14 protein-coding genes are annotated in these 14,630 nt (G+C 60.8%); 5 read left to right on the forward strand and 9 right to left on the reverse strand.

What is annotated here, in order from left to right; translation table 11 throughout:
* The first annotated feature begins 66 nt into the window (after positions 1–66).
* Positions 67–3,537: a hybrid sensor histidine kinase/response regulator gene (locus tag AACW30_RS11675; protein ID WP_200625064.1), complete on the forward strand. Its 3,471-nt coding sequence runs from the start codon at positions 67–69 to the stop codon at positions 3,535–3,537.
* 105 nt (positions 3,538–3,642) lie between these two features.
* Here the strand turns inward: AACW30_RS11675 and rmuC are convergent, their stop codons facing one another.
* Together rmuC and AACW30_RS11685 are read right to left on the reverse strand one after the other, a co-directional pair.
* Positions 3,643–5,007: a DNA recombination protein RmuC gene (gene rmuC, locus AACW30_RS11680; protein WP_178119661.1), complete on the reverse strand. Its 1,365-nt coding sequence runs from the start codon at positions 5,005–5,007 to the stop codon at positions 3,643–3,645.
* Between the two features lie 175 nt (positions 5,008–5,182).
* Complete coding sequence (locus AACW30_RS11685; RefSeq protein WP_043293316.1) at positions 5,183–5,506, reverse strand: hypothetical protein; 324 nt, start codon at positions 5,504–5,506, stop codon at positions 5,183–5,185.
* Positions 5,507–5,964: 458 nt separating this feature from the next.
* Here AACW30_RS11685 and AACW30_RS11690 point away from each other — a divergent pair, with 458 nt between their 5' ends.
* From AACW30_RS11690 to AACW30_RS11705, 4 genes are all read left to right on the forward strand, one after another.
* Complete coding sequence (locus AACW30_RS11690) at positions 5,965–6,270, forward strand: hypothetical protein (protein WP_119742262.1); 306 nt, start codon at positions 5,965–5,967, stop codon at positions 6,268–6,270.
* Positions 6,271–6,713: 443 nt separating this feature from the next.
* The gene (locus AACW30_RS11695; protein WP_106576426.1) at positions 6,714–6,938 is read left to right on the forward strand and encodes a hypothetical protein; all 225 of its coding nucleotides are present in this window, start codon (positions 6,714–6,716) and stop codon (positions 6,936–6,938) included.
* 278 nt (positions 6,939–7,216) lie between these two features.
* Positions 7,217–7,699 (forward strand): hypothetical protein, encoded by a 483-nt coding sequence (locus AACW30_RS11700; RefSeq protein ID WP_106576425.1) that lies wholly within the window; start codon positions 7,217–7,219, stop codon positions 7,697–7,699.
* A gap of 146 nt (positions 7,700–7,845) precedes the next feature.
* A complete protein-coding gene (locus AACW30_RS11705; RefSeq protein WP_200625065.1) occupies positions 7,846–9,129 on the forward strand; it encodes an OmpP1/FadL family transporter in 1,284 nt (427 codons plus the stop codon).
* Positions 9,130–9,193: 64 nt separating this feature from the next.
* Here AACW30_RS11705 and AACW30_RS11710 read toward each other — a convergent pair whose 3' ends face one another.
* The 7 genes from AACW30_RS11710 to cobU all read right to left on the reverse strand — a co-directional run bounded on the left by AACW30_RS11710 (position 9,194) and on the right by cobU (position 14,479).
* The gene (locus AACW30_RS11710) at positions 9,194–9,742 is read right to left on the reverse strand and encodes a glutathione peroxidase (RefSeq protein WP_119742260.1); all 549 of its coding nucleotides are present in this window, start codon (positions 9,740–9,742) and stop codon (positions 9,194–9,196) included.
* Between the two features lie 150 nt (positions 9,743–9,892).
* Positions 9,893–11,101 (reverse strand): MFS transporter, encoded by a 1,209-nt coding sequence (locus tag AACW30_RS11715; RefSeq protein ID WP_442793534.1) that lies wholly within the window; start codon positions 11,099–11,101, stop codon positions 9,893–9,895.
* A 54-nt stretch (positions 11,102–11,155) separates the two neighbouring features.
* The gene (locus tag AACW30_RS11720; RefSeq protein ID WP_106576421.1) at positions 11,156–11,560 is read right to left on the reverse strand and encodes a MarR family winged helix-turn-helix transcriptional regulator; all 405 of its coding nucleotides are present in this window, start codon (positions 11,558–11,560) and stop codon (positions 11,156–11,158) included.
* A gap of 42 nt (positions 11,561–11,602) precedes the next feature.
* Positions 11,603–12,331: an adenosylcobinamide-GDP ribazoletransferase gene (locus tag AACW30_RS11725; RefSeq protein WP_200625066.1), complete on the reverse strand. Its 729-nt coding sequence runs from the start codon at positions 12,329–12,331 to the stop codon at positions 11,603–11,605.
* Positions 12,332–12,333: 2 nt separating this feature from the next.
* The gene (gene cobC, locus AACW30_RS11730) at positions 12,334–12,909 is read right to left on the reverse strand and encodes an alpha-ribazole phosphatase family protein (protein WP_200625067.1); all 576 of its coding nucleotides are present in this window, start codon (positions 12,907–12,909) and stop codon (positions 12,334–12,336) included.
* Positions 12,906–13,961 carry a nicotinate-nucleotide--dimethylbenzimidazole phosphoribosyltransferase gene (gene cobT / locus AACW30_RS11735; RefSeq protein WP_200625068.1) on the reverse strand — a complete coding sequence of 352 codons (1,056 nt, stop codon included), beginning with the start codon at positions 13,959–13,961 and terminating at the stop codon, positions 12,906–12,908. Before cobT ends, cobC begins: the two co-directional genes overlap by 4 nt.
* Positions 13,958–14,479: a bifunctional adenosylcobinamide kinase/adenosylcobinamide-phosphate guanylyltransferase gene (cobU, locus tag AACW30_RS11740; protein ID WP_106576417.1), complete on the reverse strand. Its 522-nt coding sequence runs from the start codon at positions 14,477–14,479 to the stop codon at positions 13,958–13,960. The genes cobT and cobU overlap by 4 nt, the downstream gene beginning before the upstream one ends.
* Positions 14,480–14,630: the final 151 nt, after the last annotated feature.

Raw genomic sequence — 14,630 nt, forward strand, 5'->3', positions numbered from 1 at the left:
CAAGCATCATGCGAGACTGTCCCACCGGGCCTGGAATGCCTGGGTGTTCTTATGCTCGGAGTTACCATGACGCTGTCCAGCGGGCTGATCGCCGCCGTTGCCCTGGCCTATATGGCCATTATGTTTGCCATCGCCTTTTACGGTGACCGCCGCCATGCGCCGTTGCCGCCGAAAGTACGCGCCTGGGTGTACAGCCTGTCGCTGGCCGTCTACTGCACCAGTTGGACCTTCTTCGGCGCAGTAGGCCAGGCCGCCGAACAGCTGTGGGCATTTTTACCGATCTATCTAGGACCGGTACTGCTGCTTGTGTTGGCACCCTGGGTGCTGCAGAAGATGATTCTGATCAGCAAGCAGGAAAACATCACCTCCATCGCCGACTTTATCGCCGCGCGCTACGGCAAATCCCAGTCGCTGGCGGTGGTAGTGGCGCTGATTTGCCTGGTCGGCGTGTTGCCCTACATCGCCCTGCAGCTCAAAGGTATCGTGCTGGGCGTGAACCTGTTGATCGGCTCCGGCCCCGACACCACTGGCACGCGCGCCCAGGACACGGCCCTTATCGTGTCGCTGGTGCTGGCGCTGTTCACCATCGTGTTTGGCACGCGCAACCTCGACGCCACCGAGCACCACCGTGGCATGGTGCTGGCGATTGCCTTTGAATCCTTGGTCAAGCTGTTCGCCTTTCTCGCTGTCGGCGCGTTTGTGACCTACGGCTTGTATGACGGTTTCGGCGACCTGTTCAGCCAAGCGATGCTGGCCCCGCGCCTTGAGGAATACTGGAAAGAAACCATCAACTGGCCGTCGATGGTGGTGCAAACCGGCGTGGCGATGATGGCGATTATTTGCCTGCCCCGGCAGTTTCACGTCACCGTCGTGGAAAACATCGACCCGCAGGATTTACGCCTGGCCAAGTGGGTGTTCCCGGCCTACCTGATCCTCGCCGCGCTGTTCGTCATCCCCATCGCGCTTGGCGGCAAAATGCTGCTGCCCGGCTCGGTATTGCCGGACTCCTACGTGATCAGCCTGCCCATGGCCGAGGCGCACCCGGCCCTCGCCGTGCTGGCGTTCATTGGCGGTGCGTCGGCGGCGACCGGCATGGTGATCGTGGCCAGCATCGCCCTGTCGACCATGGTGTCCAACGACATGTTGCTGCCATGGCTGCTGCGACGCTCCAGTGCCGAGCGGCCGTTCGAAGTGTTCCGCCACTGGATGCTCTCGGTGCGCCGGGTCAGCATTGTGATCATCCTGCTGCTGGCCTACGTGAGTTACCGGCTGCTCGGCTCCACCGCGAGCCTGGCGACCATCGGCCAGATCGCCTTCGCGGCAGTCACCCAGCTGGCCCCGGCGATGCTGGGCGCGCTGTACTGGAAGCAGGCGAACCGGCGCGGCGTGTTCGCTGGGTTGGCGGCGGGCACGTTTTTGTGGTTCTACACGTTGGTCCTACCGGTCACGGCGAAAAGTCTGGGCTGGTCGCTGAGCCTTTTCCCCGGGCTGACGTGGATGCATTCACACCCGTTTGGCTTCTCCGTGACCTCGCTGACCTTGGGCACCGTGTTCTCGCTGGCGGGTAACTTCACGCTGTTTGTGTGGGTCTCGATGCTGTCGCGCACACGGGTCTCGGAGCATTGGCAGGCTGGACGCTTTATCGGCCAGGAAATCAGCCAACGCGCCAGCGCGCGCTCGATGTTGTCGGTGCAGATCAGCGACCTGCTCAGCCTGGCGGCGCGCTTTGTCGGTGAAGAACGTGCCCAGCAGAGTTTTATCCGCTTCGCCTATCGCCAGGGCAAAGGCTTCAACCCCAACCAGAATGCCGACAACGATTGGATTGCCCATACCGAACGCCTGCTGGCGGGCGTGCTCGGCGCCTCTTCGACACGCGCTGTAGTAAAAGCCGCAATTGAAGGGCGGGAAATGCAACTTGAGGACGTCGTACGCATCGCCGACGAAGCCTCCGAAGTGCTGCAGTTCAACCGCGCGCTGCTGCAAGGCGCCATCGAAAACATCACCCAGGGCATCAGCGTGGTCGACCAGTCGCTGAAGCTGGTGGCCTGGAACCGGCGCTATCTGGAGCTGTTCAACTACCCAGACGGTTTGATCAGTGTGGGCCGGCCAATTGCCGACATCATTCGCTATAACGCCGAGCGCGGCCTGTGCGGGCCAGGGGAAGCCGAAGTGCACGTCGCGCGGCGCCTGCACTGGATGCGCCAGGGCCGTGCGCATACGTCCGAGCGCTTGTTTCCGAATGGGCGCGTGATCGAGCTGATCGGCAACCCAATGCCCGGCGGCGGGTTCGTCATGAGCTTCACCGACATCACCGCGTTCCGTGAAGCCGAACAAGCCCTGACCGAGGCCAACGAGGGCCTGGAACAACGGGTGACCGAACGCACCCACGAACTGTCGCAACTGAATGTGGCGCTCACCGACGCCAAAGGCGTGGCCGAATCCGCCAGCCAATCGAAGACGCGCTTTCTGGCGGCAGTGAGCCACGACCTGATGCAACCGTTGAACGCGGCACGATTGTTCTCCGCCGCCCTCTCCCACCAGAACGACGGCCTGTCTGCCGAAGCCCGCCAGTTGGTGCAGCACCTGGACAGCTCGCTGCGCTCCGCCGAAGACCTGATCAGCGACCTGCTGGATATCTCGCGCCTGGAAAACGGCAAGATCAATCCACAGCGACAGCCCTTCGTCCTCAACGAGTTGTTCGACACCCTGGGAGCAGAATTCAAGGCACTGGCCCACGAGCAAGGCCTGCGTTTTCGCCTGCGCGGGAGCCGTCTGCGGGTGGACAGTGACATCAAGTTACTGCGGCGGATCCTGCAGAACTTTCTTACTAACGCATTCCGCTATGCCGACGGCCCGGTGCTACTTGGCGTACGCCGACGCAAGGGCGAACTGTGCCTGGAAGTGTGGGATCGCGGCCCTGGCATCCCGCTGGATAAACAACAGGTGATCTTCGAAGAGTTCAAGCGCCTGGACAGCCACCAGACCCGCGCCGAAAAAGGCCTGGGCCTGGGCCTGGCAATCGCCGACGGCCTGTGCCGAGTGCTCGGCCATCGTTTGAGCGTACGTTCGTGGCCGGGCAAAGGCAGCGTGTTCAGCGTGCGTGTGCCGTTGGCGCGTAACCAGGCCAGCCCCAAGGTGAAGACTACGCAGGATAACGGGCTGCCGTTGAGCGGTGCCCAGGTGCTGTGTGTGGACAATGAAGAAAGCATCCTGATCGGCATGCGCAGCCTGCTCACGCGCTGGGGTTGCGAGGTGTGGACCGCTACCGACCAGGCGCAATGTGCGGTGTTGCTGGCCGAGGGCGTGCGCCCGCAACTGGCGCTGGTGGACTACCACCTGGACCACGGCGAGACAGGCACTGAGTTGATGGGCTGGCTGCGCGCGCAACTGGCGGAGCCGATTCCCGGGGTGGTGATCAGCGCCGATGGGCGCCCGGAAATGGTGGCCGAGGTGCATGCCGCAGGGCTGGATTATTTGGCCAAGCCGGTGAAGCCTGCGGCGTTGCGGGCATTGATCAGTCGGCATTTGCCATTGTAGGAATCACCGAATTCATTCCCCCTGTGGGAGCTGGCTTGCCTGCGATAGCAGTGGATCAGTCACCAAAGCTATCGCAGGCAAGCCAGCTCCCACATTGACCGCGCGCTATTCCGGTAAGTGTGCGACGCCGTCCGAGTCGGTCATCGCCCGTTCGAGCAAGTCCGCCGGCAAGCTTTTGCTCGCACGCGCACCCAGCAACCTTAACTGCTCGGTTCGGCTGACCAGATTTCCACGGCCATCCGTCAGCTTGTTTCGCGCCGCGCTGTAGGCCTTATCCAGCTGCTGCAGGCGGTTGCCGACTTCATCCAGGTCCTGGATAAACAGTACGAACTTGTCATACAGCCAGCCGGCGCGCTCGGCAATTTCCCGCGCGTTCTGGCTCTGGCGTTCCTGCTTCCACAGGCTGTCGATCACCCGCAGGGTGGCCAGCAAGGTGGTGGGGCTGACAATCACGATATGGCGGTCGAACGCCTCCTGGAACAGGTTCGGCTCAGCCTGCAACGCGGCGGAAAACGCAGCTTCTATCGGCACGAACAACAGCACGAAATCCAGGCTGTGCAGACCTTCGAGGCGCTTGTAATCCTTACCGGCCAAGCCTTTGACGTGATTGCGCAGGGACAGCACGTGCTGTTTCAGCGCCGCCTGGCCGATCACATCGTCATCCGCTGCAACGTATTGTTGATAGGCGGTGAGGCTGACCTTGGAGTCGACCACCACCTGCTTGTCGCCGGGCAGCATGATCAACACGTCCGGCTGGAAGCGCTCACCGTCCGGGCCTTTGAGGCTGACCTGAGTCTGATACTCACGGCCCTTCTCCAGACCGGCATGTTCAAGCACGCGCTCAAGAATCAGCTCGCCCCAGTTGCCCTGGGTTTTCTGGCCCTTGAGCGCGCGCGTGAGGTTGGTGGCCTCGTCTGACAGTCGCAGGTTCAGTTGCTGCAGGCGCTCAAGCTCCTTGGCCAGGGAGAAGCGCTCGCGCGCCTCATTCTGGTAGCTTTCTTCCACGCGTTTTTCAAACGACTGGATGCGTTCCTTGAGCGGGTCGAGCAACTGGCCCAGGCGCTCCTGGCTGGTTTCGGCAAACCGTTGCTCACGTTCATCGAAGATCTTGCCAGCAAGCTCGGCGAACTGCGCACGCAGCTCGTCCCGCGAGCCTTGCAGGTCAGCAAGGCGTTGTTGATGGCTTTCCTGTTGTTCGCGCAGTTCGGCGCGCAACGCCGAGGACAGCGCATCCAGGCGGCGCAGCTCGGTTTCCTTGGCACTGCGGTCGAGGTTCCAGGCGTGGGCGGCGTCGCGGGCGTTATCGCGGTCGATCTGGAGCAACTCGACTTCACGGCGAACGGCGGCCAGGTCAGCTTGTTTGGCGGCGTTGGCCTGGCTCAAGTCACTGATCTCGTCGCGACTGGCGTCGAGTTGCGCGGCCAGCCCTTCCTGGGCCAGTTGCGCGGTGGCCAGGCGCTCTTCGAGCAGTTCCCAGCCGGTCATGCGCGCGCTCAGCCGCCGTTGAATCTGCCAGCACACAGCCAATAAAGGCACTGCAGCGCCAGCCAGGCCCAAGGCAATACTGGTCCAGTCAAAAGCCATCGCCATTTCTGCCATTACCGAAAAAGAGCAAGGTTAACCAAGCCTAGGGCTTGAGGACAGCTCAGTCTTCGACCTGCCCCAGTTCGCGCTGGGCGCGGCGGTCGCCGGCACGGGCGGCCAGGCGCAACAGGTCATGGCCGATGCGGCGGTCGCGGGCATTGCCGCACTCCCGGCACATCAGCTGGCCCAGGCGACTCTGCGCGGCAACCACACCTTCACGGGCCGGCTGCTTGAGCAAGCGCCCGGCGAAGTGCTTGACGTTGGTACTGTGCCCCAGGCGCGGGCTGTCGAGCAGCCACAAGGCAACTTTCAAGGAGAAACGCTTGGGTGCGGTAACAGTCTGAGGGGTGTCGGTAACAGAAGGTGATACTGAGCGAAACTTCATAAAGCACTGCGGGACAGAACGGAAGGCGCGCCACTCTACTCTTTTTTTCCTACAGGTAAAGCTGAAAAATCCCTGCACGCCCGTTCTAGAGCAAGCGCTTGGGACAATCCACAGAAGCTGTGGATAACTCAGTGGACAACCCACCTTTAACGCGCGCAAAGGCCCATGGAACGGGGGCCGCAGTCAAACTGACGATTTTTTCACCAATAAAAAAAAGCGATATTTTTCATTGACTTAAATTTTCATTGCAGGCAAATGGCGGCGCTTCCAGGCCATAGACGGACTGATTACATACCCCGCAACTAATGTGCACAAGTACCCACCCACTGGTTATATGGCTGAGGTTTTTTGCTTCGACACGTCCGAAAAATGTTACCGACAGGCCAAGCCAGGCACTTTTCAAATCCGCGCCGGCTCGCCACACTGACCGACTCCCCCACGCAACCTCCTAAGGCTCGATGAAAGGAATCCTCTTATTCGCCGTGTTGCTGCTGGCCATCTGTGTAACCTCATTGGCGGTCAATGCCGCACTGCCCTCCCCCGACGGTGCGCTGTTTGCCATCGCCATCCTGGTATCAGCCGCGTTTACTGCCGTAACGCTGTGCATAGAGTTGGGTGAAGGCAGAATCAACGACATGCGCGAGGTAATGAACGTGATCGAGACCGGGCGGTCCTGGCGCTTGACCCTGGCGGCCTACGGGCTCGGCTGCTCACTGGCCGCGGCGGCTACCGTGCTGGTCTACCGCGGTTTGTTGGGCAGTTGAATGAAGTTTTTTGGCTAGCACACTTCCTTTCCGTGTTTCAATCCGTTACTATCCGCGGCGTTAGTACCAAGCTGAAAGTCAATTCTGGTCGAACAACTCCCCTGAACAACACGGGATCGACCACCTCGATGGTTTCCAGGTATTCCTTGCGACGACACTGCCTTTGAACAAGCAAAGGGTGTCGCGAAGTTTCAATACTCTGACCGAACCAGCCTGCAAATTGATCAGGATCTTCACCCCGGGCCCAGAACCTTTGCCCCTGTTGTGTTGCCTGCCCTCCTAAGTACCTACCTGCCAGCCCAAGCGCGCCTAACTTATTAGCGCTTCAAACTGGCTGCTTTGTTCCAGTCGGGTTCTTCGTTTGATCAATGGTGATCAACGTTACTGGAACGTTTTAACGTTGCACGGTTCTTAACCGTGTCATTTGTAGGAACACCAATAATATGTCCGCTCAAATCCACACTCAGGATGCCATTCGCACCCTCACCAACGCTTTTGCACCAATGAATTGCCTGATCATGGCCGCTCGCAAAGGCTGCTTCAGCTTCACCCTGGTCAACGAACACGGCATCGCTCGTCACAGCGAACGCCTGTACCCCGATCAATACTCCAGCGCAGAGCCGCTGCAGGCCGTGATCGAGCGTACCCGTCAGGCATTGATTGCCTGATCGACCCGAGTCGCTGAAACCCAAAAAACCCTGCTTGAAACGCAGGGTTTTTTATTGCCCAAAATTCGGCTTTTGAGTACTTGCACTAAGTTCGAATAGGTATAAACGTTATAACTAAATGAAGAAGATGTTTTAAAAACAGTCCTTTACATCACAAATATGACACTACACTTCAACTCAAGCGGCATGATCCGCTTGCGACGAGCCTGAGGTCCGATTCACTGCTGCCAAGCTCCCCTCTCAGGCTTCGTCGACCACTTTCATGGACTGAGGCTCGTATGGGTATCGCCGCCAGCGAATTGTGTCGTTATGTGATCAGGCCGACGTTGATTTACCTCGGCCGCCATAACCCGACAGCCGAATCCCTGTTGCTGGGCATTGCCGCCAGCCAATCGGAACTCGGCTCCGCCCTGCATGATCGGCGCGGCCACGGCCTGTACAGCATCACCGAACCTCGTCATCGCGCGCTGTGGGACGACTACCTCGCCCAGGACCCCGAGCGCGCCAGCCTGGTACGTGGGCTGGCCAGTCAACATGCCTTCCTCAGCGCGCCCCAGCTTGAGCTGACCGTCAACCTGCGCTACGCCACCGCCATCGCCTGGCTGCTGGTAGAACAGCATCGTCCTGCCCTGCCGCCACCGGGTGACGTACTGGCCATGGCGCGTATCTGGAAAGAAATATTTCACCCTCAAGGTCGGCTGCGGGATTTCACCCAAGCCTGGCAAACCTGTGTTTTACCCATGAATCAGGCCATATGTTGATCAGGCGTTTTGCAAGATTCGGCTAAAACCTTCGAATCTGGTCGGATTGTCCTACAAAACCGCTCTATCTCCGACATTACAGCCTATAGCGCTAACTTAAATTTATTGTTACTTTCCGCAGCGGTGATCACCACGGAGTTCTAATAATGAAAAAATTAATGCTCAAGACCACACTTAGCCTCACCGTTGCCATGGCATCCTCCCAACTGTTCGCAAGCGGCTTTGCCCTGAACGAACAAGACGTCGCCGGTATGGGTACGGGTTTCGCAGGCCGCTCTTCTTCTGCCGATAACGCCAGCACTGTCTACGGTAACCCTGCCGGTATGGCTCGCCTCGAAGGCCAGCAGATTACTGGTGGTGTTGCCGCTATCGATGCCTCGACTGACATCAAAAACGCCAGCGGCCGTTCTTTCGGCAGCAACAAAGGCGACATGGTGCCATTCACGGCGGTCCCGTTTGGTTTCTACACCAACAAACTCAATGATCAGTGGGCCGTCGGCGTTGGTGTCTATGCACCTTTCGGCCTGGTGACCGATTATGAGAGGGGCTTCCAGGGTCGCTCGTTCGGCAGCTACAGCAAAGTGTCGGTTATCACCTTGCAGCCAACTGTCAGCTACGCCTTCAACGACCGGGTTTCCATCGGTTTCGGCCCGACCATCAACCGTATTTCCGGCAAGCTGGAATCGGAGTTGGCCCTGTCGACCAACCCTGCCGTCCCGAATAGCAACGTCACAATCAAAGGTGACGATACGGCTGTTGGCTTCAACGTCGGTGTGCTGGTACAAGCCACCGATACCACGCGCGTGGGCCTGACTTACCACTCCAAAGTCAGCTACAAGCTTGATGGCCACACCGAAGTCACGGCACCGACCCCGACGGCTCCACTGCTGGCAAGCGGCCGCTACGATGCGTCGTTGAGCATTGATACGCCAGAGTCTTACGACCTGTCCGTGACACAGGACCTGAGCGATGCCTGGAAACTCTACGCCGGTTCCACCTGGACTCGCTGGAGCCGCCTGAAAGACATCACTGTCGACAACCAGGGCGTTACCCGAGCTGGCGGCCTTGCCGCTCCGCAGATCGTGGGTACCATCAGCGAGCCACAGAACTGGCATGACACCTGGGCCTATGCCTTGGGTACTTCGTACCAAGTCACCAAACAAGTGGTACTGCGTACCGGTCTGACCTTCGACCAGTCGCCAACCAACAACACTGACCGTTCGCCACGCATCCCTACCGGCGACCGGACCATTTTCAGTGTTGGCCTGGGCTACGAAGTAATGCCAAACATGATCGTCGACGTGGCGTACTCCTACCTGAAGGAAGAGCCAGTCAAGGTCAACAAGGCCAACGCGCTGGGTTCGTCCTACAGCGCCAAGTACGAAAACAGCGCCAACGGCTTCGGCCTGGGCGTGACGTACAAGTTCTGATCCAACGCGTATAAAAAAGCCCCGCTCTCCTGCACAGGAGGCGGGGCTTTTTAATGACCTGCGATCAGGGCTTCGAGGCCAGTGCAGCCTCCACCGCCTTGATCAGGTCCGGGCTGTCCGGCTTGGTCAAACTGGAAAAGTTGGCAATCACCTTACCCTGGCGATCCACCACGTACTTATAGAAATTCCACTTCGGCGCGCTGGTCTGCTGCGCCAGAATCTTGAACAGGTGCACCGCATCCGGCCCCTTGACCGTCTGCGGCTCGGTCATCGTGAAGGTCACGCCGTAATTCACGTAACAGACTTTGGCGGTCTCTTCACCGGTCTTGGCTTCCTGCTTGAAGTCATCGGACGGCACGCCGATCACTTCAAGACCCTGGCCCTTGTAGCGCTGATACAACGCTTCGAGGCCCTTGAATTGCGGCGCGAAACCACAAAAGCTCGCGGTATTGACGATGACCAGAGGTTTGCCGGCAAAGCGCTGGCACAAATCGATGGATTCCTTGGCCCGTAACTTGGGCAATTGCCCCTCCAGCAAGGGCGGACAGCTGGCGGCCATGGCCACACTGCCTACAGCCATCAGGACGGGTACAGCGAGCCAGCGCATCAGCATGTCGAAAGTCCTTGAGTCAGATCAGACACAGAACTTAACAGATCGACATACCCAGTTGCATCAATGCCAGCCCGCCATGCTGCCAGCCCCACCAGGCCAGCAGCAACAGCACCAGGCCTGCCGAGATCACCAACCCTCTTGCCGTCAAACTCATGCCGCCTCCATCTGCGCCTGCAAGCGCGCCACCGGCCGCTCGCGCACCGGCCAGTTGAGGGCCGCAGCGAGCAGGCTCAACAGAATCGCCACCTGCCAGATCAAATCGTAGTTGCCGGTTCGATCATAGACCACCCCGCCCAGCCAGCCCCCGAGGAACGAACCGAGTTGGTGGAACAGAAACACAATCCCACCGAGCATCGAGAGGTTTCGCACGCCGAACAGCGTCGCGACAGTGCCGTTGGTCAGCGGCACGGTGGACAGCCACAAAAAGCCCATGGCCATGCCGAACAGGTAAGCCGTGATTTCGGTCACCGGCGCCCACAGGAACAGCACAATCACCACCGCGCGCAACAGGTACAGGCCGGTGAGCAAACGCGGCTTGGACATGCGCCCGCCGAGCCAGCCAGCGGTGTAGGTACCAAACACGTTAAACAGGCCGATCAACGCCAGCACCGTGGTACCCACCGTGGCCGGCAGATGCTGGTCCACCAGGTACGCCGGCAAGTGCACGCCGATAAACACCACCTGGAAACCGCAGACAAAAAAGCCGAAGGCCAGCAGCCAGAAGCCGGAGTGCGAGCAGGCCTCTTTCAGGGCTTCACGCAGGGTTTGCTGGCCGACCATCGCCGGCAGCGGTTTGTCCTTGAGCATCGCCACCAACGGCAGGATCAGCGCCACCATCAGGCCCAACGCCAACAAGGCGGCCGACCAGCCCAGCCAGCCGATCAGGCCCAAAGTGCCCGGCACCATCGCAAACTGGCCGAACGAACCTGCGGCGCTGGCAATGCCCATGGCCATGCTGCGCTTTTCCGGCGGCACTGCGCGGCCGACCACACCGAGAATCACCGAGAACGAAGTGCCCGACAGGCCAATCCCAATCAGCAAACCCGCACTGAGCGACAGCGACCACGCCGAATCCGACATGCCCATCAACACCAGCCCCACGGCGTACAGCACCCCACCGACAAACACCGCCTTGGTCGCGCCGAAGCGGTCGGCCAAGGCGCCGGTAAACGGCTGTGCCAGGCCCCAGATCAGGTTTTGCAGGGCGATGGCGAAGGCAAAGGTCTCACGGCCCCAGCCAAATTCCATGCTCATCGGCGTCAGGAACAGACCAAAGCCGTGCCGCACGCCCAACGACAACGCCAGGATCAGCGCACTCCCCACAAGAACCCAGCCACTGGTGCGCCACATCGAGGTCATTTCTTATTCTCCGCTCGCGGGTATATACCCGCTTGTAGTCGAACAAACCCGCGCTCAGGCGAGTTCGTCCAGCAAGGCCAACAAGGTTTCGCGCTTTTCAGCGCCCAACTGATCTATCAATTTCTGCTGCGCCGCCTCCCAAGCCGGCAACGCGGCAGCCAGGCGTTCTTCGCCGGCGACGGTCAACACCACCAAGCGGTTACGCAGGTCATCGCCCTCGACCAACTGCACCAAGCCCTCGCCTTCCAATACCCGCAGGTTGCGCCCCAGGGTACTGCGGTCCAGGCCCATGGCTTCGGCCAGGCTGGAAATGCTCGGTTGATCGAGGCGCTGCAGGTTACACAGCAAAGAATACTGGGCAACGTTGATCCCGAAGCCGTCGAGAGCGCCGTCGTAATGCCTGCTGACGCCACGGGCGGCACGTCGCAGGTTGGTGCATAAACATTGGGAGGCAAGCATGGAGCGTGTATATACCCGCGATTGTGAAAATGCAAGAAAGTGTTACAGCGCCAAGCCGACCAAAACCGCGACTTCCAGCAACTCCAACAATGCGCCGGCCGTGTCACCCGTGGTGCCACCCAGCCGGTTGACCATCAACTGACGCAGCCCGATAAAGCACAGCGCAGCGAGTAAAACAGCGATCCCGCCACTGAAACCGCCGATCAGGACGCAGCCCAGACCGCTGAGGATCAGCACCTGTTGGCCGACGATCCTGGGTAAATGATCCGACAGTGCCTGGCCCAAACCGCCTGCACGCACGTAACGCGTGGTAAGGAACAGCGCCAGCATCGACGCACGCCCGATCAGCGGCGCCAGAATCAGCGCCGTGCCGTTGTGCTGCTCGATCAAGGCCACCAGTGCGGTGAATTTGAGCAACAACACCAGCCCCAGAGTGACCACGGCAATCGGCCCGCTACGCGGGTCTTTCATGATGGTCAGCGTGCGCTCGCGGTCGCCAAAGCCACCAAGCCAGGCATCGGCGCTGTCCGCCAGGCCATCCAGATGCAGGCCACCACTGAGCAACACCCAGGCGGTCAGCACCAGCGCAGCATGCAGCAATAACGGTGCGCCCATCAGGGCTGTGTTCAGGGCCCACAACAGCAGACCGAACAGCAACCCCACCACCGGGTAAAACAGCAACGAACGCCCCAATTCCTGAGGCTGTGGCATGCCGGGCAGGCGAATCGGCAGGCTGCTGAGAAATTGCAGGGCGATCCAGAACGCCAGCATCCTCAGACTCCTTCCTTCAGCAGACCGTCGGCCGTCACCTGCAGGCTGAACAGCCCACCGTGGCCGACCTCGACATTCAGTAGCTGCTCACGCGGCAAACCGCGCGCCTGCGCCAGCAGCAGCCGCATCACGCCACCGTGGCTGATCAACAGCACGCGCTGTGTGGCATATGCCTGATGCAAGCGTGAGACGGCGCCGAGAACGCGTGCCGAAAAGTCGCTGACGCGCTCGCCTTCAGGCGGTGTAAAGCTGTAAGGATCGGCCCAGAACCGGCCCAAGCCTTCGGCATCGGTTTCCATCAGCGCCGCCGCGCTCTGCCCTTCCCAGGCGCCGAAGTGCAGCTCCTGCAGATCCTTTTCCAGGCTCACCGGCACCCGCAGCCGTGCGCCCAGCTCGTGGGCGAACAGCGCACAGCGTTGCAGCGGCGAACTGACCAACCGGTCCCACGGCCCCTGGTCTGCCACGGCGGCACGCATCTGCTCCCAGCCTTTGGCGGTGAGCGCGTCGTCCAGGCTGCCGCGCAGGCCGCCGCCCAGTTCGGTTTCGCCGTGGCGCAGCAGGTCCAGGTGCAAGGTCATGCGGGGCGGTCTGCCACGGCGGCTTCGGCGAACGTCGCCATCTGCCCATGCAGCGCGCAGGCCAGGCGCAACAACGGCACCGCCAGCGCCGCACCGCTGCCCTCACCCAGGCGCAGGCCCAGTTCCAGCAGCGGTTGCGCGTCAAGGCTGTGCAGCACGTGACGATGACCGGGCTCCGCACCGCGGTGGCCGAACACCAACCACTCACGGCTCGCCGGATTCAGGCGTGTAGCCACCAGCGCCGCGACCGTGCAGATAAACCCGTCCACCAGCACCACGATGCCTTCCTGGGCGCAGGCCAGATAAGCCCCCACCAACGCGGCAATTTCGAAACCACCCAGGTTGAACAACGTGTTCAATGCGTCGTCACGTTGCGCTGCATGCAAGGCCAGCGCGCGTTCAATCACCGCCACTTTGTGGCTGACGCCCTGGGCGTTCAAGCCGGTGCCCGGGCCGGTCAGGTCGCTCACCTGGCAATCGAGCAACGCGCACGCCAAGGCACTGGCGGCGGTGGTATTGCCGATGCCCATCTCGCCGCCGATAAACAGCTGTGCGCCGCTTTGCAACGCACGGTGCGCACTGTCACGCCCGGCTTGCAGGGCAAGTCGCCCTTGCGCTGCGGTCATCGCCGGGCCGTTGACGAAATTGGCCGTGCCGGCGCCGATATTCAAATGACGCACACCCGGCAGATCCAACGACGGCGTGACGGTCCCGAGGTCGACCACTTCCAGCTGCGCATTCAACTGCCGCGCCAATACGCTGATGGCCGCGCCACCGGTGACAAAGTTGTGCAACATCTGGCCGGTCACTTCCTGTGGAAATGCCGATACGCCTTCTGCAACCACGCCGTGGTCACCGGCAAAGATGGCGATCCACACCTGATCCACCGCAGGTTTGACCTGCCCCTGCAAGCCGGCCAATTGCACCGCTAGGGCTTCGAGCTGGCCGAGCGAGCCGGCTGGCTTGGTCAGTTGCTGCTGACGAGCCAGCGCGTGTTCATGCGCCGAAGTGTCGACGGCCTTACAGGGGTTGAGCCACCAGGAGTCAGTCATAACGCAGTACCTTTCAAAGTCAGGGGCAGGCCGGCGACGGTCAGGACCACACGCTGACACCGCTCGGCCAAGGCTTGATGCAGCCAACCGGCTTCATCCACATAGCGGCGAGTCAATTCGCCCAGCGGCACGACACCCATTCCGGTTTCGTTGCTGACAAAAATGATTTCACCCGGCAGCGAGGCCAGGGTTTGCAGCAGTTGATCGCGCTCGAACGCCAGGCGTGCCGGGTTCTCCAGCATCAACAAATTGGTGAGCCACAGGGTCAGGCAATCCACCAGCAGGCAGCGGTCGGCGGCGGCGCTTTCGCGCAATACACGCGCCAGCTCGATGGGTTCTTCGATCAGCCCCCAGTGATCGGGACGGCGCTGGCGATGCAGTGCGACGCGCTCGTTCATCTCGCCGTCCAGCGGCTGGCTGGTGGCGATGTAGGTGACAAGCAAGCCACAGTCACTCGCCAGCTTTTCGGCGAGGCGGCTCTTGCCGGAACGGGCGCCGCCTAGGATCAGTTGATACATGGGAAGGCACCTGTGTTGGCCGGCTGACAGTGTGAGGCGGGCACTGGCCCGTGTGGGAGCGGGCTTGCTCGCAAACGCGGTGTGTCAGGCCGCCGATTTGTCACCCAAACACCGCATTCGCGAGCCAGCCCGCTCCAACCTTTAAGAAGCG

The organism is Pseudomonas sp. MF6747 (genome assembly GCF_963890955.1).
In the GTDB taxonomy this organism is placed as follows: domain Bacteria; phylum Pseudomonadota; class Gammaproteobacteria; order Pseudomonadales; family Pseudomonadaceae; genus Aquipseudomonas.

Bases quoted from the DNA above. Each gene is read 5' to 3' on its own strand.
- AACW30_RS11705 (WP_200625065.1), top strand. From the start codon at position 7,846: ATGAAAAAATTAATGCTCAAGACCACACTTAGCCTCACCGTTGCCATG.
- AACW30_RS11715 (WP_442793534.1), bottom strand. From the start codon at position 11,101: ATGACCTCGATGTGGCGCACCAGTGGCTGGGTTCTTGTGGGGAGTGCG.
- AACW30_RS11710 (WP_119742260.1), bottom strand. From the start codon at position 9,742: ATGCTGATGCGCTGGCTCGCTGTACCCGTCCTGATGGCTGTAGGCAGT.
- cobC (WP_200625067.1), bottom strand. From the start codon at position 12,909: ATGACCTTGCACCTGGACCTGCTGCGCCACGGCGAAACCGAACTGGGC.
- AACW30_RS11690 (WP_119742262.1), top strand. From the start codon at position 5,965: ATGAAAGGAATCCTCTTATTCGCCGTGTTGCTGCTGGCCATCTGTGTA.
- AACW30_RS11685 (WP_043293316.1), bottom strand. From the start codon at position 5,506: ATGAAGTTTCGCTCAGTATCACCTTCTGTTACCGACACCCCTCAGACT.
- AACW30_RS11700 (WP_106576425.1), top strand. From the start codon at position 7,217: ATGGGTATCGCCGCCAGCGAATTGTGTCGTTATGTGATCAGGCCGACG.
- cobT (WP_200625068.1), bottom strand. From the start codon at position 13,961: ATGACTGACTCCTGGTGGCTCAACCCCTGTAAGGCCGTCGACACTTCG.
- AACW30_RS11720 (WP_106576421.1), bottom strand. From the start codon at position 11,560: ATGCTTGCCTCCCAATGTTTATGCACCAACCTGCGACGTGCCGCCCGT.
- AACW30_RS11695 (WP_106576426.1), top strand. From the start codon at position 6,714: ATGTCCGCTCAAATCCACACTCAGGATGCCATTCGCACCCTCACCAAC.
- cobU (WP_106576417.1), bottom strand. From the start codon at position 14,479: ATGTATCAACTGATCCTAGGCGGCGCCCGTTCCGGCAAGAGCCGCCTC.
- AACW30_RS11725 (WP_200625066.1), bottom strand. From the start codon at position 12,331: ATGCTGGCGTTCTGGATCGCCCTGCAATTTCTCAGCAGCCTGCCGATT.
- AACW30_RS11675 (WP_200625064.1), top strand. From the start codon at position 67: ATGACGCTGTCCAGCGGGCTGATCGCCGCCGTTGCCCTGGCCTATATG.